20 protein-coding genes are annotated in these 21,444 nt (G+C 51.7%); 10 read left to right on the top strand and 10 right to left on the bottom strand.

The features are described 5' to 3' along the window. The first annotated feature begins 73 nt into the window (after positions 1-73). From rsfS to L1I42_RS03385, 7 genes are all read left to right on the top strand, one after another. On the top strand, positions 74-463 hold the full coding sequence (gene rsfS / locus L1I42_RS03415; RefSeq protein WP_236113098.1) for a ribosome silencing factor: 390 nt from the start codon (positions 74-76) through the stop codon (positions 461-463). Between the two features lie 12 nt (positions 464-475). Then, positions 476-958, top strand: a complete 483-nt coding sequence (rlmH, locus tag L1I42_RS03410) for a 23S rRNA (pseudouridine(1915)-N(3))-methyltransferase RlmH (protein WP_236113097.1) — start codon at positions 476-478, stop codon at positions 956-958. Between the two features lie 131 nt (positions 959-1,089). Continuing rightward, positions 1,090-2,409, top strand: a complete 1,320-nt coding sequence (locus tag L1I42_RS03405; protein ID WP_236113096.1) for a murein hydrolase activator EnvC family protein — start codon at positions 1,090-1,092, stop codon at positions 2,407-2,409. 6 nt (positions 2,410-2,415) lie between these two features. Beyond that, positions 2,416-3,747 carry a S41 family peptidase gene (locus tag L1I42_RS03400; RefSeq protein ID WP_236113095.1) on the top strand — a complete coding sequence of 444 codons (1,332 nt, stop codon included), beginning with the start codon at positions 2,416-2,418 and terminating at the stop codon, positions 3,745-3,747. A 121-nt stretch (positions 3,748-3,868) separates the two neighbouring features. Next, on the top strand, positions 3,869-4,948 hold the full coding sequence (locus L1I42_RS03395) for a divergent polysaccharide deacetylase family protein (RefSeq protein WP_236113094.1): 1,080 nt from the start codon (positions 3,869-3,871) through the stop codon (positions 4,946-4,948). Between the two features lie 11 nt (positions 4,949-4,959). After that, positions 4,960-5,484: an RNA pyrophosphohydrolase gene (locus L1I42_RS03390; RefSeq protein ID WP_236113093.1), complete on the top strand. Its 525-nt coding sequence runs from the start codon at positions 4,960-4,962 to the stop codon at positions 5,482-5,484. After that, entirely contained in the window at positions 5,481-6,167 is a 687-nt protein-coding gene (locus tag L1I42_RS03385) for an aspartate/glutamate racemase family protein (RefSeq protein ID WP_236113092.1), read from the top strand. The genes L1I42_RS03390 and L1I42_RS03385 overlap by 4 nt, the downstream gene beginning before the upstream one ends. Positions 6,168-6,244: 77 nt before the next feature. Here the strand turns inward: L1I42_RS03385 and L1I42_RS03380 are convergent, their stop codons facing one another. The 8 genes from L1I42_RS03380 to L1I42_RS03345 all read right to left on the bottom strand — a co-directional run bounded on the left by L1I42_RS03380 (position 6,245) and on the right by L1I42_RS03345 (position 15,514). Then, positions 6,245-7,891 carry a BCCT family transporter gene (locus L1I42_RS03380; RefSeq protein WP_236113091.1) on the bottom strand — a complete coding sequence of 549 codons (1,647 nt, stop codon included), beginning with the start codon at positions 7,889-7,891 and terminating at the stop codon, positions 6,245-6,247. Positions 7,892-8,222: 331 nt separating this feature from the next. Then, positions 8,223-8,711: a DUF305 domain-containing protein gene (locus L1I42_RS03375; protein WP_236113090.1), complete on the bottom strand. Its 489-nt coding sequence runs from the start codon at positions 8,709-8,711 to the stop codon at positions 8,223-8,225. A 29-nt stretch (positions 8,712-8,740) separates the two neighbouring features. Continuing rightward, the gene (locus L1I42_RS03370) at positions 8,741-9,697 is read right to left on the bottom strand and encodes an SDR family oxidoreductase (RefSeq protein ID WP_236113089.1); all 957 of its coding nucleotides are present in this window, start codon (positions 9,695-9,697) and stop codon (positions 8,741-8,743) included. 311 nt (positions 9,698-10,008) lie between these two features. Further along, positions 10,009-11,439, bottom strand: a complete 1,431-nt coding sequence (locus L1I42_RS03365) for an NAD-dependent succinate-semialdehyde dehydrogenase (RefSeq protein WP_236113088.1) — start codon at positions 11,437-11,439, stop codon at positions 10,009-10,011. A 72-nt stretch (positions 11,440-11,511) separates the two neighbouring features. Further along, entirely contained in the window at positions 11,512-12,324 is an 813-nt protein-coding gene (locus tag L1I42_RS03360; protein ID WP_236113087.1) for an ABC transporter permease, read from the bottom strand. Continuing rightward, positions 12,321-13,217, bottom strand: a complete 897-nt coding sequence (locus L1I42_RS03355) for an ABC transporter permease subunit (protein WP_236113086.1) — start codon at positions 13,215-13,217, stop codon at positions 12,321-12,323. Before L1I42_RS03355 ends, L1I42_RS03360 begins: the two co-directional genes overlap by 4 nt. Beyond that, complete coding sequence (locus L1I42_RS03350; RefSeq protein WP_236113085.1) at positions 13,214-14,359, bottom strand: ABC transporter ATP-binding protein; 1,146 nt, start codon at positions 14,357-14,359, stop codon at positions 13,214-13,216. The genes L1I42_RS03355 and L1I42_RS03350 overlap by 4 nt, the downstream gene beginning before the upstream one ends. A 69-nt stretch (positions 14,360-14,428) precedes the next feature. Then, complete coding sequence (locus tag L1I42_RS03345) at positions 14,429-15,514, bottom strand: polyamine ABC transporter substrate-binding protein (protein ID WP_255768283.1); 1,086 nt, start codon at positions 15,512-15,514, stop codon at positions 14,429-14,431. Between the two features lie 89 nt (positions 15,515-15,603). On the opposite strand from L1I42_RS03345, the gene L1I42_RS03340 reads away from it, so the two are divergent. Genes L1I42_RS03340 through L1I42_RS03330 form a run of 3 tightly spaced genes read left to right on the top strand, consistent with a single transcriptional unit; the run spans position 15,604 to position 18,994 of the window. Beyond that, positions 15,604-16,305 carry a GntR family transcriptional regulator gene (locus L1I42_RS03340; protein WP_236113084.1) on the top strand — a complete coding sequence of 234 codons (702 nt, stop codon included), beginning with the start codon at positions 15,604-15,606 and terminating at the stop codon, positions 16,303-16,305. After that, on the top strand, positions 16,302-17,690 hold the full coding sequence (locus L1I42_RS03335; RefSeq protein WP_236113083.1) for a glutamine synthetase family protein: 1,389 nt from the start codon (positions 16,302-16,304) through the stop codon (positions 17,688-17,690). Before L1I42_RS03340 ends, L1I42_RS03335 begins: the two co-directional genes overlap by 4 nt. Next, a complete protein-coding gene (locus L1I42_RS03330) occupies positions 17,690-18,994 on the top strand; it encodes an NAD(P)/FAD-dependent oxidoreductase (protein WP_236113082.1) in 1,305 nt (434 codons plus the stop codon). The genes L1I42_RS03335 and L1I42_RS03330 overlap by 1 nt, the downstream gene beginning before the upstream one ends. Before the next feature lie 187 nt (positions 18,995-19,181). On the opposite strand, the gene L1I42_RS03325 is transcribed toward L1I42_RS03330, so the two are convergent. Together L1I42_RS03325 and L1I42_RS03320 are read right to left on the bottom strand one after the other, a co-directional pair. Next, positions 19,182-20,678, bottom strand: coding sequence for an aldehyde dehydrogenase (locus L1I42_RS03325; protein ID WP_236113081.1), 1,497 nt, complete (start codon positions 20,676-20,678; stop codon positions 19,182-19,184). Next, positions 20,675-21,388: a GntR family transcriptional regulator gene (locus L1I42_RS03320; protein ID WP_236113080.1), complete on the bottom strand. Its 714-nt coding sequence runs from the start codon at positions 21,386-21,388 to the stop codon at positions 20,675-20,677. The genes L1I42_RS03325 and L1I42_RS03320 overlap by 4 nt, the downstream gene beginning before the upstream one ends. Positions 21,389-21,444 lie beyond the last annotated feature (56 nt).

Raw genomic sequence — 21,444 nt, 5'->3', positions numbered from 1 at the left:
TCTTAGTGAAAACAAGCGTGAAAGATGATTGAACCACAATGGTTTCTATCTCACTTGAATTGGGTGCTGGTGCATGACGCCCCACACCAACAATAAGGGCGCAGCGCCTGACTCTGCTGCATCATCGGAAAATATTCTGGATATTGTGCTTGGGCTTTTGGAAGACGCAAAGGCCGAGGAAACCGTATCCATTGATATCCGTGGCAAATCCAGCTTGGCGGACAATATGATCGTGACATCGGGTCGCTCAAACCGCCATGTGGGCGCCATTGCCGACCAATTGTCGCGCGAATTGCGCGAAAAGGGCTTTGGCAAACCAAAGGTGGAAGGTGTGCCGCAATGCGATTGGGTGCTGGTGGATGCCGGTGACGTGATCGTGCATATCTTCCGCCCTGAAGTGCGCGAGTTCTATAATATTGAGAAAATGTGGTCGGCGAACGCCCCGAGCGACGCGACGCATTAGACCCAAGCGCATATGAAATTGCATATTCTGGCGGTGGGGCGGTTGAAAGACGGCCCCGAGCGCCACCTTGTTGACCGCTATGTCGATCGCGCAAAAGCCAGTGGCCGCCAGTTGGGATTTGGGGACGTCACGGTACGCGAGTTGCCTGAAAGCCGCGCCAAACAATCTGACCAACGCAAAAAAGGAGAAGCCGACGCCATTCGTCAAGCAATGGCGGACGGGGCCATATTGGTGCTATTGGACGAACGTGGCAAAAGCCTTGATAGTGAAAAATTCGCTCAAAGAATAGGCAGTTGGCGCGATCAGGGCACACGAGATTGTTATTTCGTGATTGGCGGTGCCGACGGTCTGGACAAGGTTCTGCTGCAGCAAGCCGACCTTACCTTGAACTTTTCAACACTGACCTGGCCGCACCAGATTGTGCGTGTTATGCTGGCCGAGCAGATCTATCGTGCCACCACCATTTTAAGCGGTCATCCCTATCACCGCAGCTGATAGATGTGGATCGGCGCGGAAATTGGCCCCAAAAAGGCCAAAGTTAAACGCGACAAAAACCCTGCCTTTGATACATTAGAATGGTGATTCGCCTCTTTGCGTGGAGCCAAAACCTAAACGTGAGTTCTTTTTTGCGCCAAATTGGAAAAGCCAGCCGGTTGAGCGCCGGTATTGTGTTGGCCAGCACCATATGGATGGGGCCGGGCTTCGCCCAGTTTAACGACCCCGCCACCACCAAAGACGCGCAGATTGAACTTGATCAGGTCAAGCTGACCATTGAGCTGACCGAAGAACGCGTTGAAGAACTCAAAGCGCAGGTGGAAGAACTTTCTGGCGATCGAACCGAACAGACAGCTGCGCTGATCGAGGCCGCGCAGCGGGTGAAGCTGGCCGAGATTGAGGCCAACGCCATCGCTGAACGCCTGGCCAGTCTGAAGGCGGAAGAACGAACCATCCGCGCGACACTGGAAGACGAGAATCAAGAAATCGGCACCCTGTTGACCGCCCTGCAACAATTGGGCCGCAACCCGCCCCCTGCCCTGATTATTGAGCCGGGCAATGCGGTCGACTCTGCGCGTGCGGGCAGCCTTTTGGCGTCAGTCCTGCCGCAACTGGCGAGCCGGGCAGACGCGGTGCGTATGGAATTAGACAGCTTGCTGGCCATTTCCGAGGAAGTGGAAGCCGAGCAGAAACTATTGGTGGCCAATCTCACCGTTTTACGTGAGGAGCGATTGCGCATCGCCACCTTAATCGAAGCGCGCAAGCGTGGGCTGGAACGCGTGAATGAAGAGCTGGAGGCTGAGCAACGCGAGGCCGAGTTGCTGGCAAGCCGCGCGACTTCATTGACACAATTGATTGAAACCCTTGAGGAAAAAGTACAATCGGTAAGCGATGCGAATGCCGACGCAGAGGCCGCAGACGCCGCGCAAGGCGAGGTGGGCGAAGCGCTGGAGCAAAGCGTGATTGATCTGGCCCTTGCCGACACTTCACGCACGGAACCGGCCTTCCCGTTTGCGCTGGGCAAAGGCCATTTAACGCCTCCCGCGGTCGGCGTTGAAGTTGTTGCTTACGGCGCCGACGATAAGTTTGGCGGCACCTCTCAAGGCTCCTATATTGTAACCCGGCCCGAAGCGCAGATTGTGGCCCCGGCCGATGGATGGGTTGTCTATAAAGGCCCCTATCTTAATTATGGCCAAATTATCATCTTGAATATGGGCCAAGGATATCACTTGCTGTTGGCAGGCATGGACAGCGCTGACGTGGCGTTGGGTCAATTTGTGTTGATGGGCGAACCGCTTGGCAAAATGGGCGCGCGCACAAATTCTCAAACAATCGCGACCAGTGCTGGAAACTCGCGGCCAACGCTATATATTGAAATCCGAAATGATGACATGCCAATTGATCCGACCGGTTGGTGGGACAAGGGGTCCAGAACAGCACAGAATGGATAGGCACTTATGAATTCGACCATTAAATCGGCTCTTCTTGCCCTCTCTATCGGCCTTTTTGCCGGCAGCAGCCTGCCCGCATTTGCGCAAGAGGTTGAGCAGAAGGAAAGCGGGCCACTTGATCCACAACAGGTCTATGAAGAATTGAACCTTTTTGGCGAGATCTTTGATCGTATCCGCTCGGAATATGTGGACGCGCCGAACGAAAAAGAGCTTATTCGCGCGGCGATTCAAGGCATGTTGACCAGCCTTGACCCGCATTCGGGCTATCTCGATCCTGACGACTATCAGGACGTGCGCGAAGACACGCAGGGCACCTTTGGTGGATTGGGCATCGAAGTGATCATGGAAGATGAAGTGATCAAGGTGGTCTCGCCCATCGATGACACGCCAGCGGCAAAGGCGGGCATTTTGGCCAATGACTATATCGTTGAGCTGGATGGGGAACCGGTACGCGGCAAATCGCTTGATGAAGCGGTTGAAATGATGCGCGGCGAAGTGGGCACCGACATCGACTTGACCATTATCCGCGAGGGCGCCGATGAGCCTATTAAAATGACCATCACGCGGGATGTTATCACTTTCCAGGTTGTGCGTTCCTTCACGCAGGACAATGTGGGCGTTATCCGCTTGGCGCGGTTTACCGGCCAAGCCTATGCGGGTGTGGAAGATGCCATTGACGACATTCAGGCCGAATTGGGCAGCGATCTCAAGGGCTTGATTTTGGACCTGCGCAACAATCCCGGCGGACTTGTGGACCAATCTGTCTTTATTGCTGATGCATTCCTGTCTCGCGGCAACGTGCTTTCAACCCGAGGGCGGTCGGAAGAAGAGAATGCGCGCTATGACGCCAACCCGGATGATTTGGACAGAAAGGTCGCAGGGCTGAATTTGATCGTTCTCGTCAATGGTGGCTCTGCCTCTGCTTCTGAAATTGTGGCTGGCGCCTTGCAAGACCAGAAACGCGCGACGTTGGTGGGCACCCGTACCTTCGGCAAAGGCTCTGTGCAATCCATCATCTCGCTGGGGCAAAATGGTGCCATGCGGCTGACCACTTCACGCTATTATACGCCGAGTGGCCGGTCTATTCAGGCGGCAGGCATTATGCCCGACATTGAAATTTTCCAAGACGTTCCCGAGGAATTGCAAGGGCGCGACGAGATTATTGGTGAGGCGGCACTGGATGGCCAGATTGGCGGCGGCACCGAAGATGAGGCCACCACTGGATCTTCGGTCTATGTGCCCTCTGATCGCGAAAAAGACAATCAACTGCAATATGCGATTGATTTGATCACTGGTGAGAAAACCCATGAGGCGTTTCCACCAGATCCAAACGGATAAGCAAATTGGCCCCGACAAGATTGTTGGGGCCAAAAACCATTAGTTGCGGCGGCATATGGCAAACAATTTGAATAAGCCTTTGGGACGCAAAGGCAAAGGGAAACAAGATGACTCGCCACGAATGAAGGTGGGTGGCTTTCCGCTTTTGCCCATCTCGGTGGCCGTGCTCATTATTGTTATTGCTGTGCCTGTCGCGTGGGTGGCCTATGTGGATAGCCCGCTGGAAGGGCGTCCGCAAGTCGAGGTCGGCGTTTCGTCTATAGGCAATAACGAATTTGCCAGCAATCTTTCCAGGGAGGTCACCAATGAAGACGAGGCCCCGGACGAACCTGAAGAGCCGATTAATAGCCCGTCATTTGTAAATATTGATGAATTCCCGGATGGCGCCGAGGCAGCCCGCGCTGCGGCGCCGCGGCCTGAGTTGTTGGAACAGACTCAGCATGGCTATATTCCGCAGGTTGCTGCAGATGGCTCCCGCCCGGCGGATGTGTATGCGCGCGCCTCCATCACCCCCGCGAGCGCCAATAATCGCGGACTGGTTGCCATTGTCGTCGAGGGGCTTGGCCTTTCAACGGAAAACACGCGTTCGGCGATTGATCGTCTGCCCGACGAGGTGACTTTGGCCTTCGCCCCCTATGGCAAGGAGGTGGGCAATCTGGCGCTTGAGGCCCGCATGGGCGGACATGAAATTATGTTACAAGTGCCGTTGGAGCCCTTTGACTATCCGCAAAATGATCCCGGTCCGCAGACCCTTTTGGTGGGCCAAGCTCCGCGCGCCAATCTGGACCGGCTTTATTGGCTCATGTCTCGCATGGGCGGCTATACCGGTATCATCAATTATTTGGGTGCGCGGTTCACCTCCTCCGCCAATGATATGCAACCTATCTTGGAAGAAGTGGCATTGCGTGGACTGACCTATCTGGATGATGGCGCGTCTAACCGGTCGCTTGCGCCACAATTGGCCAAGCAAGCGGGCGTTGACTTTGCGCGGGCCGACCTAAACCTGGATGAAAACCCTTCTCGCAGCCACATTTTACGGCAATTGGCCAAACTTGAAGCCTTGGCTCTGGAGAATGGATCTGCCATTGCCACCGCCACGTCTTTGCCGGTTACCGTGCGTACCATTGCGGAATGGGCAGATGAACTGGATGACAAGAACTTGGTGCTGGTGCCCGCAAGCGCGTTGATGCAGAAGAATTAGGACTTGGTTTTATGAAACAGCCGATTGATCGCGAGCAAATGCCCTATCGCTTTTGCGCGGGCGTGTGCCTGGTAAATGACAAGGGACAGGTCTTTGCCGGGCGCCGGAAATCCAAACCTGGCGTGTCTCAAGAATTTGAATGGCAGTTTCCTCAAGGCGGCATAGATGATGGGGAGGCCCCATTAGAAGCTGCAAAGCGCGAGCTTTATGAGGAAACCAATGTCACTTCCATCGAACTGTTATACGAAGTGCCGAAATGGTTGAGCTATGACCTGCCTGAACCCTTGTTGGGCAAGGCGCTTAAAGGCAAATATCGCGGACAACAACAAAGATGGTTTGTGTTTCGCTTTACCGGTGATGACAGCGAGATCAATGTGACCGCCCCTGCCAATGGCACGCACCGAGCAGAATTTTCGGAGTGGGCGTGGCGAGATATTGGGGATATGCCGGACCTGATCGTGCCCTTCAAGAAAGAATTGTATGAGCAGCTGGTGACACTGGTGCGACCGCAGATTGAAGCGGAGCATCAGGTATGAAGACAATTGGTCTACTGGGCGGCATGAGCTGGGAATCCACTGCCCTTTATTACAAGCAGATCAATGAGATGGTGCGCGCCAAAAAAGGCGGACTGCACAGTGCAGACTTATTGATGCATTCGGTTGATTTTGCGCCAATCGCCCAAATGCAAAAGGATGGTGCTTGGGACGAAGCTGGTCAACTATTGGCGAGCCATGCCAATGGTCTGGAAAAGGCGGGTGCGGATTTTCTGGTGTTGGCCACCAACACGATGCATCTGGTCGCTGCCCAGATTGAAGCCGCCACAAATGTGCCGCTGCTGCATATTGGCGACGCCACGGCCACAGCATTGAAGACCGACGGGTTTGAGCGTGTTGGGCTGCTGGGCACCGCCTTCACCATGGAAAAACCGTTTTTGATCGACCGGCTGCAAAGCCATGGGCTGGACATTGTGGTGCCGGACGTGGACCGCACCAATTTAAATGCTATTATTTTTGATGAGCTGTGTCGGGGGGTGGTTTCGGACCAATCTCGGCAGACCTATCAGCGCGCGATCGATGGGATGATGGCCCGTGGCGCCGAGGCGGTCATTCTGGGATGTACCGAAATCACACTGTTGATCAGCGATGATGACAGCCCGATCCCCACCTATGACAGCACTGCTTTACATGTCAAAGCAGCTGTGGAAAAGGCGCTGAGCTAAAGGCCGTTGCTCTTTATATAATCCCACAAAAAAAGCCCGCCAATCAGGCGGGCTTTCAGGTTTAGATCATGCTTTAACTAAGCGTGCTTCACTTCACTCATCAAGCCTTTTACCAGCGCCACACAGGCCAACAGGATGATGATGGTGAAGGGGAAGCCCGTGGACACGGCCATCGCTTGAAGTGCCCCGAGGCCACCCCCAAGCAACAACGCGATTGCCACGATACCTTCAAAGCTGGCCCAGAACACACGCTGCGGTGTCGGCGCATTTACCTTGCCGCCGGCGGTCATGGTATCGATCACCAAGGAGCCAGAGTCAGATGATGTCACGAAGAACACGATCACCAGGCAGATGCCCACAAAGGAGGTGAGCGATGCCAAGGGCAACGGCGCCAGCATTTCGAACAGTTTCAGTTCAAGTGCTGCGTCAGAGACAGCGGTGTAACCCTGATTGACAATCTGATCAATGGCGGTGCCCCCAAACGAAGTCATCCAAAGAACTGATACGAGCGAGGGGATGATCAACACGCAGGTGATGAATTCCCGCACTGTACGGCCGCGGCTGACGCGGGCGATAAACATGCCCACAAATGGTGACCAGGAAATCCACCAAGCCCAATAGAAGGATGTCCAGCCTTGGGAGAAGTTTGCATCTTCTCGGCCGAACGGCATGGACAATGCCGGCAGATATTCAACATACGCCCAAAGGTTTTGGAAGAACCCGGTCAAAATGGCAATTGTTGGCCCAACAAGGATCACAAAGAGCAACAACAGGATCGCCAGCACCATATTGATTTCTGACAAGCGCTTCACGCCTGCATCCAAACCGGCCACAACCGAAATCAGCGCCAAACCGGTGATGGCGATGATCAGGAAGACCATGGTGGTGTTGCTTTCTGGGAAACCAAAGAGCAAGCCAAGGCCCGCATTGGCCTGCTGCGCCCCAATGCCCAATGATGTGGCCAGACCAAACAGCGTGGCAAACACCGCCAGAATATCAATGATATGGCCGGTCCAGCCCCAAACCCGTTCACCAAAGATCGGGTAGAACACCGAACGAATGGTCAAAGGCAAGCCCTTGTTGAAGGAGAAGATCGCCAGAGATAGCGCCACAACGGCGTAGATGGCCCAAGGGTGCAAACCCCAGTGGAAGATGGTGGCCGCCATGCCCAGACGCGCGGCTTCGGCAGCATTGCCTTCAGCACCGCCGAGTGGCGCCCAGTCGGTCCGTACGCCATTTTCTACTGTGGTACCGCCCAGTGAGCTGGTAAAGTGAGAGATGGGTTCACTCACCCCATAAAACATCAGGCCAATGCCCATGCCGGCGGCGAACAGCATCGAAAACCAGCCGACATAAGAAAAGTCTGGTGTGGCATCCTTGCCGCCAAGCCGCACCTTACCCATGGGTGTAACGATCAACACCAGGCATAAAATGACAAAAATGTTGCCCGACAACAGGAAGAACCAGTCAAATGTCTGGGTCAGCCAGTTGCGCAAATTGTTGAACAAGGGTTCAACTTCGGTTTGGAAAGCCAAGGTAAGCAACACAAAGGCCACAACGGTTAGCCCTGAAATCACAAATACCGGGTTGTGAATATCAAGTCCGAAGGGGCCAATGTTCGTTTCAATATTGTCCTGACCGATTTCATAATCACTCTCAATGATCTCGGTCGGACCTTCTGGCGCGGGAATCGCGTCCAATTCAGGTTCTTTATTATCCGTCAATTTAGCCTCCTATTGACTTCGACGAGCGTCGCGCAAAGGCTAAGAGGCAAACAAAGGCAAAGATGATCCCTACAATTTGTGGCGCAATAATTGCGCCGAAACAGCTGAAGGCATAATCTTTATGTCGTGTTTTACAGCAACTTTACACGTCCAGCCGGAAAACACTTAAAGCCTCTCGATATAACTAGCCCTATTCGAGACTTTATTACTCAAAACCTCCGCACACACCGTCAACAGCATCAACGCTAGCATATCGAGGGATGCTTTTATAGCTTTGCTTGTGGATAAAAATTTTTTTACTCAACGGGATTTTTGCCCTGTTTTCTGTGACTTATGAGCCTGAATCGGAACTGGACCTCCCATCATCTTTGGCCGCATCTGCCTCCAGATCGGCAATCAATGCTTTCATTTCAGCAATTTCTCTTTTCTGTGCCCTGATAATCTCATCTGCCAGATCACGCACGCTGGGGTCTGAAATCTGGGCCCGCTCACTGGTGAGGATGGCGATGGAATGATGCGGGATCATGGCACGCATATAGGCCACATCATCGACCGTGCTTTGGCTGCGCACCAGTGCCAGTGACCCGGCAAAAACGATCACCGCCCCCAAAAAGATGGCAATATTGGCCTTACTGTTGGTGTACATTTTGAGCATGAAGCCCAGCATGATGACGGCCATGGTGCTGGCCATAAGCAAGGTCATCCACATACGCGTCTGGCTGAAAAACACATGGTCCAGCGCGTAGCTGTTGAGATACATCACCGCATACATAACAATTGATGCGGTGATGATCATGGCAAAAAATCGGAAATAACTCACAGAACCCTCCTCTGTCTTTTGCGCCTACGCTATGCCCCAACGATATTGCCGCCATTCGGGTGCAGCACCTGACCGGTCATGTAGCTGGCGTCTCGAGAGGCCAAAAAGATATAGCTGGGTGCCACTTCATCGGGTTGCCCGACCCGTCCCATAGGCGCATTGTCACCGAAATGTTCTACATGTTCCGCATCAAAGGAAGCAGGAATCAATGGGGTCCAGATCGGCCCGGGCGCGACGGCATTTACGCGGATATGCTTTTCCGCCAAATTGGCCGCCAAGGACCGTGTGAGCCCTAGAAGGGCGCCTTTGGTCGCGGCATAGTCCATCAACACTTCGTTCCCGCGATAGGCAACCACCGAGGTGGTGTTGATGATGCAATCATCCTTGCCCAGATAGTCAAGGGCGGCTTGGGAGAGAAAGAAAGTCCCGAAGAAATTGGTATCGAATGTACGCCGGACCTGCGCTTCAGATATATCCGCTAGATCTTCCTGCACATGCTGTTCTGCCGCGTTATTGACCAAAATATTGAGATAGCCGAACTCCTTCAGCACTTTATCCACGGCCGCTTCACAAAAAGCCTTTTCGCCAATATCCCCTTTGATCGCCAGCGCTTTCTGGCCGGTTTTTTCAATATGACGCACCGTTTCGGCGGCGTCATCATCTTCATCAAGGTAGATAAAGGCCACATGGGCCCCTTCTTTGGCATAGCCGATCGCCACTGCGCGGCCGATACCACTATCGCCGCCGCTGATCAGTGCGACCTTACCTTCAAGCTTACCGGAACCCTGATAGTTTTCCATCAAGGATTGTGGCCGCGGCTGCATCTCACTTTCGACGCCAGGTTGATGTTCTTGGTGTTGGGGCGGACGTGTCTCACCTTGTACACCGACCTTGCCCGGCGTCCATGCTGGCGCATCGCTGGCCGGAAAGGTTTCGTCCAAAGCTTCATCTACCTTTGGCGGGTTCTTTTCTTTTTCGTCAGCCATAAACTCACCTCTTTGAATTGAATTCAAAAAGATGAACGCCGCTTATCAAGGCAAGTTCCAAGACGGCCCGTGGATGAAGTGGAGCTTACGGCTCAAAAAACGCAGTTTCCGTTGGTCAACACCAACCCGAAAATCACCTGTTCTGACCCAACTTGCAAAACCATCAATGTACATCACAATGGAGCAGACTTTTCCGTGCTTGAGTTGATCCCTAGGTCTTCTTCCAACTTGAGCATACCGCATTTCAGTCGCAGTCGGTCAGTGTCCATGTTTTGTCAGGTTTGAAATTTGGAACTACCCTTGCGTGAGAATTATTCGATATCGCCCATGCATAAATATTTGATTTCAATGAAATCATCGATGCCATAGTGGGAACCTTCCCGGCCAAGCCCGGACAGTTTTACGCCACCAAAAGGCGCAACTTCAGTTGAAATATGACCTGTATTGATCCCAACCATGCCGACTTCAAGCGCTTCAGCGACGCGCCAAACCCGCGCAATGTCCTTGGTATAGAAATATGCCGCTAATCCAAATTCTGAACTATTGGCGAGGTCCAACACTTCGTCCTCGGTTTTAAACCGCACCAATGGAGCAAGCGGACCAAACGTTTCTTCGCGGTTCACAATCATATCCGAGGTCACATTTGCCAATATTGTCGGCTCAAAAAATGTTCCGCCACGATCAGATCGTCCTCCTCCGAGCAAAACTTTAGCGCCCTTCCCCGTGGCATCCTCAATATGGTTTTCAACCTTTTCAACCGCCGCCTCATTGATAAGTGGCCCCATGTCAACATCGTCCGCTAACCCATCGCCGAGTTTGAGATCTTTCATCCGTGCAACCAGCTTTCCAGCAAACTCATCGTAGATGCCGGCTTGGACATAAATGCGATTTGCACACACGCATGTTTGACCATTATTGCGGAACTTCGCAATCATGGCGCCATCCACCGCTTTGTCTATGTCGGCATCATCAAACACCATAAACGGCGCATTGCCGCCCAGCTCCAGTGACATCTTTTTGATTGTCCCGGCGCACTGTGCCATCAAAATTTTACCCACCCGGGTAGAACCGGTGAAAGTGATTTTAGCCACTTTTTCATTTGAGCATAATTCTTTACCTATGCCAGCGCTGTCGAGCGACGGAACAATGTTGACGAGACCTTTGGGGGTGCCCGCTCGATCAGCCAACACTGCCAAGGCGAGTGCGGACAAAGGGGTTAACTCTGCGGGACGCCCGACAAACGAGCATCCCACGGCAAGCGCTGGTGCAAGTTTTCGCGCAATCATCGCGTTGGGGAAGTTCCATGGTGTTATGGCCCCCACAACCCCAACAGGTTGCTTTAACACAACAATCCGTTTGTCACGTTGATGCCCTGGGATAATTTCTCCATAAACACGCTTGGCTTCTTCGCCAAACCATTCGATAAAGGATGCCCCATACAAAATTTCGCCGCGCGCTTCTGCCCATGGCTTGCCCATTTCAGCAGTCAGAATAGTCGCCAGATCATCGGCATGTTCAACGATCAGGTCGTAGAATTTGCGCAATAATTGGCTGCGCTCTTTGCCTGTCCATTTGGCATATTGCTTTTGTGCAAGATAGGCTGCGTCGATCGCAGCCGAACAATCTTGGACGCTAAGGTTGCTAACTCTCGCAACACGTTCGCCGGTCGCAGGGTTCAACACATCAAACTTGTGTTCACTGTCGACCCATTCGCCATTCACATATCCTCGGTGTTCCAGCAATTACGGGTCTTTAAGGCCAAGTTTCACAAATGACACAGGCGATCCTTATAGATATTCGAAAAGCTAATTTTCCTAACCAATCGCTCGTCGCTCTTCAATTTGTTGACGCCTGATGGCGCGTTTGGAGGCTATTGAAGCCGTTAGAACCCCGATGGTGACCAAACCGATGATAATCGACGATAACGCGTTGATTTCCGGACTGACCCCCAACCGGACCGAAGAGTATATTTTGATCGGCAGCGTGGTGGACGATGGCCCCGCGGTAAATGACGCGATCACAAGGTCGTCCAATGAAAGGGTGAAGGCGAGCAACCAGCCCGAAGCAACGGCAGGAGCGATGATCGGCAACGTCACAGACTTAAATGCATCAAAAGCGGTGCACCCCAGATCAAGCGCGGCTTCTTCCAAGCTTTGATCAAAGGTTGACAGCCGCGACGACACCACAACGGACACATAACACATTGAAAATGTGGCATGCGCCAACACAATGGTCGTGGCCCCCCGATCAAGCCCAATGGCAATAAAGAGCAGCAACAAAGAAAGGCCGGTGATCACTTCTGGCATCACGAGGGGCGCGTAGATCATGCCCGTAAACAAGGTGCGACCGAAAAAACGCCCGCCCCGCACCATAACCAAAGCGGCCATTGTGCCCAAAACTGTCGCGATGGTTGAAGACCATAACCCAACTCTCAGGGTTACCCAGGCGGCGTCCAAAAAAGCCTCATTTGAAAGCAACTCCCCGTACCATTTGGTCGAGAAGCCTGCCCACACGGTGACCAGCTTGGATTTGTTAAAGCTGAAGATCACCAGGATTATGATCGGGATATATAAAAAGGCAAAACCTGTTGTGAGGGATACAACATTAAACCAGCTGGTCTTTCTCATTGATTTTGCTCCCTCAACCTTTGTTCACTGCGCTGAAACAAGACAATCGGGACAATTAGAATGAGCAGCAGAATAACCGCAACCGCAGAGGCGACCGGCCAATCCCGGTTGGAGAAAAACTCTTCCCACAGCACTTTGCCAATCATCAATGTGCGCGCGCCACCAAGCAGTGACGGGATAACAAATTCGCCCAATGTTGGAATAAAAACCAAAAAGCAACCAGCGATTACGCCCGGTTTGGCCAAATGAATGGTCACCGACCAAAAGGCCTGGAAACGCGTGCAGCCCAAATCCTGCGCTGCCTCGAGCAATGATCCGTCCAGTTTATCGAGGGTGGCGTAAATGGGCAGCACCATAAAGGGCAAATAGGCGTATACAATACCGATATAAACGGCAATGTCGGTGTTCAGAATAGCCAAAGGCTCTGAGATTAAGCCGGTCCACATCAAGAACTGGTTAAGAAAACCTTCATTGGACAAAATTCCGATCAACGCATAAACGCGGATCAAGAAGCTGGTCCAAAATGGCAAAATGACCAGAAGTACTAAGCTTGGCCGCCATTCTGATGGCGCTTGTGCGATCGCGTAGGCAAAGGGGAATCCCACCAGCAATGTTAAAAGCGTAGCAATCACCGCAATTTGCAGGCTGGACAAGAAAGTCTTCCAATATAGATCATCCTCAGCCAAGAAGACGAAATTTTCAAGGTCCAGTTTCGACAAGAAATCGACAAAGCCTGCCCAGCCTGCACTCAAGTCAAAGGTGGGGGTATAAGGCGGGATGGAAATCGCATAATCAGACAACGCGATTTTGACGACAATGAAAAACGGGACAAGGAATAGCGCCAGCAGCCACGCATAAGGCACAAAGATCAGTAAACGTTTAGACAGCGTCATGATGGGTTACCACCTGATGGCAAGACGATACCCGCGGTATCGCTCCACGATAGCCAGACTTGATCGTTCCAGGTTACCGACCGACGAGAAATTCTACGGTCATTGGCAACTTGTGATTTAATCAGGTTGCCGTTTTCAAGTCGCACATAGTAGGTCGACATATTGCCCAGATATGCAATGTCTTCAACCCTGCCCGCGACGCGATTATTGCGCTCGATCGGCTCTTGCACGGAAAGCGCGACCTTTTCTGGCCGAACTGCGAAAGCCGCCTCCTCTCCCTTTTGGATTTTAGGGCCCGCCATGCCTCGAATATCAGACGTGCCCTCAGCCCAACAAAGCTGAGCTTCTTCCCCTGCCAGGTGAGAGACCCGGCCTTCAATTATGTTCACATCGCCAATGAAACCAGCCACATAAATAGAGTTTGGATTTTCATACACACGATCAGGCGTATCAATTTGCACAAGTTTGCCATGATCCATAACCGCGATCCGGCTGGCCACGGTCATTGCCTCCTCCTGGTCGTGCGTCACGATCACGAAGGTTGTGCCTGTCTTTTCCTGAATATCCATCAACTCAAACTGCGTCTCTTCACGCAGTTTTTTGTCGAGCGCACCCAAGGGTTCGTCAAGCAACAGCAACTTTGGCGCCTTTGCCAAAGCCCGAGCCAGCGCGACCCTTTGACGTTGCCCCCCGGACAATTGATGGGGCTTACGTTTTGCAAATTTTTGCAACTGCACCAAACGCAGCATCTCTTCAACCCGGCCATCAATTTCTGATTTTGCCATACGGGATCTCTTCAAGCCAAACGCAAGATTGTCCACCACATTCAAGTGCGGAAACAGCGCGTAAGACTGAAACATCATGTTCACCGCTCGTTTATTCGGCGGTATGCCTGCCATATCCTTATTGTCGATCGTGATTTTGCCTGCGCTTGCCTCCTCAAAACCGGCGAGCATGCGCATCAAAGTTGTTTTGCCGCAGCCTGATGGCCCCAACAATGCGAAAAACTCTCTTGGGTAAATCTTGAGATCGATATTATCGATTGCCAGAAAGTCTCCATACTTTTTGGAGACACCGTCAAACTGGATTAGCGGCACTGCCGCCTCATCATTCCACGGCGCAAACGGTGTATTATTACTCATATTTGGCTTTCCCACTCGGAAACACGCACGAGAATTACCCCCGTGCGTGTTTTATTATTATGCAGCGCCTTAGGTGCCAGATTTAATTTTGGTCCACATCCGCGTAACCGTGCGTTGCACTTTTGGCGGGTATGGCGGCGTTGTATAAAGACGATTCAGCGTTTCCTTGTCGGGGTAAATCGCTGTGTCGCCGATCACATCTTCAACCAAATATTGTTGGGAAGCCAAATTCCCGTTGGCGTAATAAACATAGTTTGACGCGGTCGCCATATTTTCAGCATCTAGCATGAAATTTATGAATTTATGCGCAGCATCTGGGTTCGGTGCATCAACCGGAATGGCCATTTGGTCAAACCACATTAATGCCCCCTCTTTGGGCGCATTATAGGCAATCTCAACCCCGTTATCGGCCTCTGCTGCGCGATCCCGCGCCTGCAAGACATCACCAGACCATCCCAAGGCTACACAAATCTCACCATTGGCAAGCGCATTGATATATTCGGAACTATGGAATTTTTCCACATAGGGAGAGACCCGCAGAAGCAATTGCTCCGCCAGTTCGAGGGTTTCTTCATCCTGGGAGGCGGGATTTTTTCCAAGATACGTAAGCGCCGCTGGCACGACCTCGATCGGCGAATCGAGCATATGAACGCCACATGATGCCAGTTTTTCCATATTTTCTGGATTAAAGATCAGCTCGAGTGAATCGATTGGTGCATCTTCGCCCAATACTTCTGTGACTTTACCCACATTCACGCCAATACCTGTGGTTCCCCACATGTAATTGACCGAATATGCGTTATCGGGATCATATTGTGCTGTACGTTGCTGGATTACATCCCATGCATTGTCCTTATTGGGCAATTTGGAGAAATCCAGTTTTTGGAAGGCACCAGCCTGAATTTGACGGCTCAAGAAACTGCCGGAAGGTACAACGACGTCATACCCGGAATTACCCGCCAGCATTTTGGTTTCTAAAAGTTCATTACTGTCAAAAACATCGTAGATGAGATCAATGCCAGTTTCTTGCTCAAATTTCTCGAGCAACGATTCATCAATGTAATCCGACCAATTATAAACTCGAACTTCCTCAGCGACAGCAACTTGCGTCGCAAAAAGAAGTGCTACAGTCGAGAGCGTGGTTGCTAATTTCATTATGTTCCTCCTGTTTTTCAAAAACTTTTGATCAAAAGTTTGACAAACGCAAGTTTTTTTTGTGATTTGGATGTTAATGTGAAATCGAAATGCATCGGATAGACAGTAAAAAAATGCCAAATAACAAAAAAACACCAGAGCATCAGGCCGCATATGAGACCCTGAGAAATATGATTCTTCTCGGTCGCTTTGCCCCCGGTGAGCCGCTGACCATCCAGGGTTTGGCTGATGCCTTAAATGTTGGCATGACCCCGGCGCGGGAAGCGATCCGCCGTCTTGTTTCAGAAAATGCGCTAGAAACATTGGGCAATCGCCGAGTTGCTTTGCCGGTACTTGATCAATCCGCACTTGAAGACATTTATATGCTTCGGCTCGAGATCGAGCCAGAGCTGACATCTAGAGCGGTAAAAAACGTTTCCCAACAAATAGTTGATCGACTTTCGGTCATCGATGAAGCTGTAAATATGGCCATTGAGATTGGAGATGTTGGCGCCTATCTCGAGCGCAATTATGCCTTTCATTTCGGCATTTACGAATTGGCTGACTCTCCTGTCTTATTGAGGGTGGCACACATGTTATGGTTGCAGGTTGGACCAAGCCTGCGCGTCATTTGTGGTCGATTTGGCACGACAAATCTGCCCGATAAGCATCCAGATATACTAAGCGCTTTGCTTGAAGGCGAACCTGAAAACGCGGCAAGCGCCATGCGTGACGACCTCACGCAGGGCATTGAGTTAATCAATCAATCTTTTTTCCAAAAATTTGATCAAAAGTTAGGTGTGGGCGGATGAGCCGAAACGAAAAAGACGAAAAAAACAAACCATGGGCGGATGTGCTGCCTGACGCTTGTCTTCAATATCTGGCCGGTAGACGGCTTGAGGAAGTTGAATGCATCATACCTGATATCGCCGGGACGGCGCGCGGCAAGGCAATGCCCGCCTATAAATTCCAACCCAACGATTCAATCTTTCTACCCATTTCCTTATTCTACCAAACCATCTCTGGTGAATATGTGGATATGGAGATCAAAAATCAGTGGCTGGAACGGGACGTATCGCTGATGCCGGATATGTCCACAGCAACCGCCGTGCCATGGGCTGAAGATCCGACAGTGCAAATCATTTGCGATATGTTCACGCGCCCCGACGAACCATTGCCAATCGCTCCACGCAATGTGTTGAGACGAATCCTCGACATTTACAAGGCAGAAGGGCTTTCGCCGGTTTTGTCTCCTGAGTTGGAGTTCTATCTCACTAAGCCCAATATTGATCCCAATGAGGCGATTGAAGCCCCCATTGGCCGAACAGGACGAAAAAGCGCGAGCAGCCAAGTCTATTCGATGGCAGCCGTTGACGAATATGGCCCGGTCATCGATACCATTTACGATTTTGCCGAGGCGCAAGGTTTAAAAATCGACACGGTTATTCAAGAAGGTGGTGCAGGCCAAATTGAAATTAACCTGCTACATGGCGACCCGCTGGAATTGGCCGATCAGGTGTTTTTCTTCAAGCGCACCATTCGGGAAGCAGCATTGAAAAATGGCATATTCGCAACTTTTATGGCCAAGCCTATGCGCGATGAACCGGGTAGCGCCATGCATATTCACCAATCGATCCTCGATACAAAAACAGGCAAAAACATCTTTTCTGATGAGCAAGGCAACGAAACCGAACGCTTCTACCATTTTATCGGTGGCTCGCAAAAATATCTGATGCAGGCCGTGCCCTTGCTGGCCCCTTACGTCAATTCATATCGACGCCTTACACCTGAAGGCCAATCCGCGCCTTCAAACTTGGAATGGGCGCAAGATAACCGGACCACCGGATTGCGGGTGCCCCAATCCGGTCCAGACGCACGACGGTTGGAAAATCGTGTAATCGGCATGGATTGCAATCCTTACCTGGCAATTGCGGCCTCGCTTGCATGCGGCTATCTGGGCATAAAAAACAAGATCGAACCGCGTCCACCAGCCATGAATGAAGTTTTTGAAACCGACGACGGGTTACCCACCAGCTTAAGCGAGGCGCTCGATTTATTCAGTGAAGCGGATGAACTATGGGCTGTACTAGGTGAAGAGTTCTGCCAGGTGTTCCTTGATCTCAAACGCGCCGAAAATGAGGAATATCAGCGCGAAATCTCTCCGTGGGAGCGGCAGCATTTGCTGTTGAACGTCTAGTGAACCTGCTTTCAATCAACGACCAACCGCAACGCTACCCCCCGTCATATTATGCCAGCAATATTCAACCGCTTGAAGATTGCCCGCCTGCCGCAGGAGACTTGCACTGCGATATCTGCGTGATCGGCGGCGGATTTACCGGGCTTTCGACAGCGTTGCATTTGGCCCAACGGGGCTACACCGTGCGGCTGCTTGAAGCCCAGCGCGTCGGTTTCGGTGCATCAGGGCGCAATGGCGGACAAGTCGGACAAGGCCAGCGATTGGACCAAGATGAGCTGGAACAAATGTTCGGCGATAGCCGCGCCATGGAGCTTTGGCAAATCGGCCGCGCCGCGCCGGCACTTGTCCGGGAGCTGGCCGCCTCGAATTTGGTGCACGCTGATTTCCATCCAGGGGTGATTCATGCGGATCACCGACAGCGCTATGTGTCCCATTCGCGCGCTTATGTGGACAAGATGCGCGCAAAATATGGTTATGATCAAATCTCGTTCCTCGACAAGAAAAGCTTGGGGGAGTTGGTCAATTCCAACGCATATTTTGGTGGCACTTTGGATATGGGCGCCGGCCATATTGATCCATTGCAGTTTTCATTGGGCTTGGCGCGCATGGCCCAGGCGAATGGGGCCATTATTCATGAAAACAGTTTGGTGACTGACATTGAAGAGGGCAAACAGGTTGTTGTTAAAACTGATAAGGCGCGCATTTCTGCCGATTATCTTGTGTTGGCCTGCAATGGCTATATAGGTGATCTGCATCGCGATGTGACAAGACATGTGATGCCGATCAACAATTACATCGTGGCGACGGAGCCTTTATCCGTTGAAGCCCGGGCCAACATTCTCGCCAAAAATTTTGCCGTTGCGGACAGCAAGTTTGTTGTCAATTATTTCCGCTTTAGCGATGATAATCGTATGCTGTTTGGCGGCACGGAAAGCTATCGCTACAAGTTTCCCAAAGATATTGCGTCCAAGGTTCGCAAGCCCATGACTGAAATTTTCCCTCAACTCGCACAGGTGAAAATTGACTATTCATGGGGCGGTACGCTGGGCATCACCATGAACCGGATGCCACATTTCGAACGATATGGCCAAGGCAATATCGTCAGCATGTCCGGCTTTTCTGGGTCCGGCGTTGCCATGGGCACATTGTCGGGGCAAATCGCGGCAGAATTGATCAGTGGCCAAGCCGAACGGTTTGACATTATGGCGCAAATTCCAACACCAAAATTCCCTGGCGGCAAAATGATGCGTCATCCGTTGCTGGTGCTTGCGATGCTTTGGTATTCGCTGCGCGATAAATTGTAAGGATACGGCATCCAACAAAGGCGACTTCTTTGTCACCCCGGCCGGTTTGGTGCGCACCTGAAAATCCAATGATCATGTGACAAAAAACTACGCATCAATTGAATAAAATGACCCACCCAATATAGGTGGGTCACTTCCTGCAGTCGCTTTGCCCCTGGGATCAAGGGCTCTACAGTCTAGATTGATCCTAGGCGATTTTTATCCAAGTTGATTTTAGTTCCACATATTTATCTAACGCATGCAGCGATTTGTCACGACCAATGCCGGACTGTTTGTAGCCGCCAAACGGCGTGGTGAGATCGTCGCAATCATAATCATTTACATAGACCATGCCGGCCCGGATTTTTCGAGATAATTGATGGGCTTGTGACAGGTCATCGGTCCACAAGGCTGAGGCCAAACCGTAAGGGCTGTCGTTCGCTATTTTAATGGCTTCCTCGGGCGTATCCACGGCGATAACGGAAATCATTGGGCCGAAAATTTCTTCCTGCGCCACGCGCATATCATTTTGCACATTGTCAAAAATTGTGGGTTCAATGTAGGAGCCACCCGTTTCAATCCGGGCACGGTTGCCGCCAATCGTCACGTCGGCACCTTCAGAACGGGCGACATCCACAAATTCCATCACTCGGTCAGCATGACGGGCATCGACCACCGCTCCCATCTCAGTTTTTGTGTTCAGCGGATCGCCGGGAACAAAGTTTTTCGCCTGATTTTTCAGGACCTCAACCACCTCATCATGGATGGACCGCTCAACAATCAAACGGCTTGGGCATGTGCACATTTCACCCTGGTTGAACCAGGCAGCATCCGCCGAAACCCGCGCCGCGTGCGCCGTGTCTTTATAACTTGAGAGGATAATGTTTGGGCTTTTGCCACCCAGTTCAAGGCCGATTTTTTTGAGGTTTGATTTTGCTGCATATTCCATAAAGAACTTGCCCACCATCGTGGAGCCGGTGAAGAACAAGCCATCTACATCCATGTGCAGGCCAAGCGCCCGCCCAACATCTGGGCCCAAGCCGGTGACCACATTAAAGACACCCTCGGGAACGCCTGCCTCAAGTGCCAGTTCAGCTAACCGGATCGCCGACAATGAGGATTGTTCAGCGGGTTTAAGGATAACCGAATTGCCCGTGGCCAATGCTGGCGCGACCTTCCATGCGGCCATCAGCATCGGGAAGTTCCACGGAACAACTGCTGCCACCACGCCCAATGGCTCTTTCGTCACCAGACTTAGATAATTGTTGGAGGTTGGTGCCACCTCATCATAGACTTTGTCGATCGCCTCGCCATAATAGGCAAAGCAATTGGCCACTGCCCGCACATCAATGCCGATACTTTTGGCGATCGGTTTGCCCATATCTAGGGTCTCCAAAAGGGCCAATTCATCACGATGTGCATTGATCAATTCAGCGAGCCGAATAAGTATTTTTTTTCGCGCTGCCGGCGACTGGTCCGCCCAACGACCATCCTCAAATGAGCTTCGAGCGGCGGCAACCGCAGCATCAATATCGGCCTCCCCCATTTTGGGCAGTTGTGCCAACAATTTGCCGTTAATCGGACTGAACGTTTCAAATGTTTCACCCGATTGGGCCGCAACAGCCCGGCCATCTATAATCGCCTTGTTAGAAAATTTCAGCGCCGCCGCTGCTTCATGCCAATCAATGTCATCGATGTTTTTCATTCTTCACCCGCCGCTCTTTGTTTATTTTGATCTGCTGATCTGGCCGCTATCGCTTCTCGTCCAGCGGCAACGACGCCATCTTCAATGTCTTTTTTGATGGAATCGACCAATGCGTCGGCGTCGCGGTTCCTTAGGGCCTGAAGCAGTGATTTATGGTGATCGACAATGTAAAATTCACGCAAATCACTGATCACCTCGCGTTGAAAGGGCCCCAATTGCAGCCAGATGCTCTCGATTAATGGCAACGCACATTGATGAATATTGGCGCTGTATAGCTTCCGGTGAAAAGCCTGATTGAGCCGCGTCAAAAGATCATAATCTGATTTGGGTATCGCGCCGTCCATTTCCACATCAATCGCTTCAAGCTCATCTATCAGAATGTCTGAAATATAAGGCAATGCCCGCACCGCCGCATGGCATTCCAGCACTTTGCGGGTTGAAACAAGATCTTCAAACCGACCCGACGTCATTTCGGGCACCAGCATCCGGCGATTGTCTTTCGAAACGATTGCGGATTCTGATGTTAATCGGCGCAATGCTTCTCTAATGGGCGTTGGACTGAGATTGAGATGCTCGGCAAGCCCCCGCATGGTGAGCGAGGTGCCTGTGGGAATTGCCCCCACCATAATGGCGTTTCTTAAACGCGCATAAACCTGATCTTGGCTGGTTGGCTGATCATCACCCTCTAGCTCTGGGATACAAAAGTCCATTGGCTTCCCATTCGGTTGCGATTTTTTCTAAGACTATGCTTTGGATTGACAGCAGT

The organism is Maritalea mediterranea (assembly GCF_021568695.1).
In the GTDB taxonomy this organism is placed as follows: domain Bacteria; phylum Pseudomonadota; class Alphaproteobacteria; order Rhizobiales; family Devosiaceae; genus Maritalea; species Maritalea mediterranea.
Note: the sequence above shows the minus strand (reverse complement) of the source record. Positions and strands in the feature narration are given on the sequence as shown.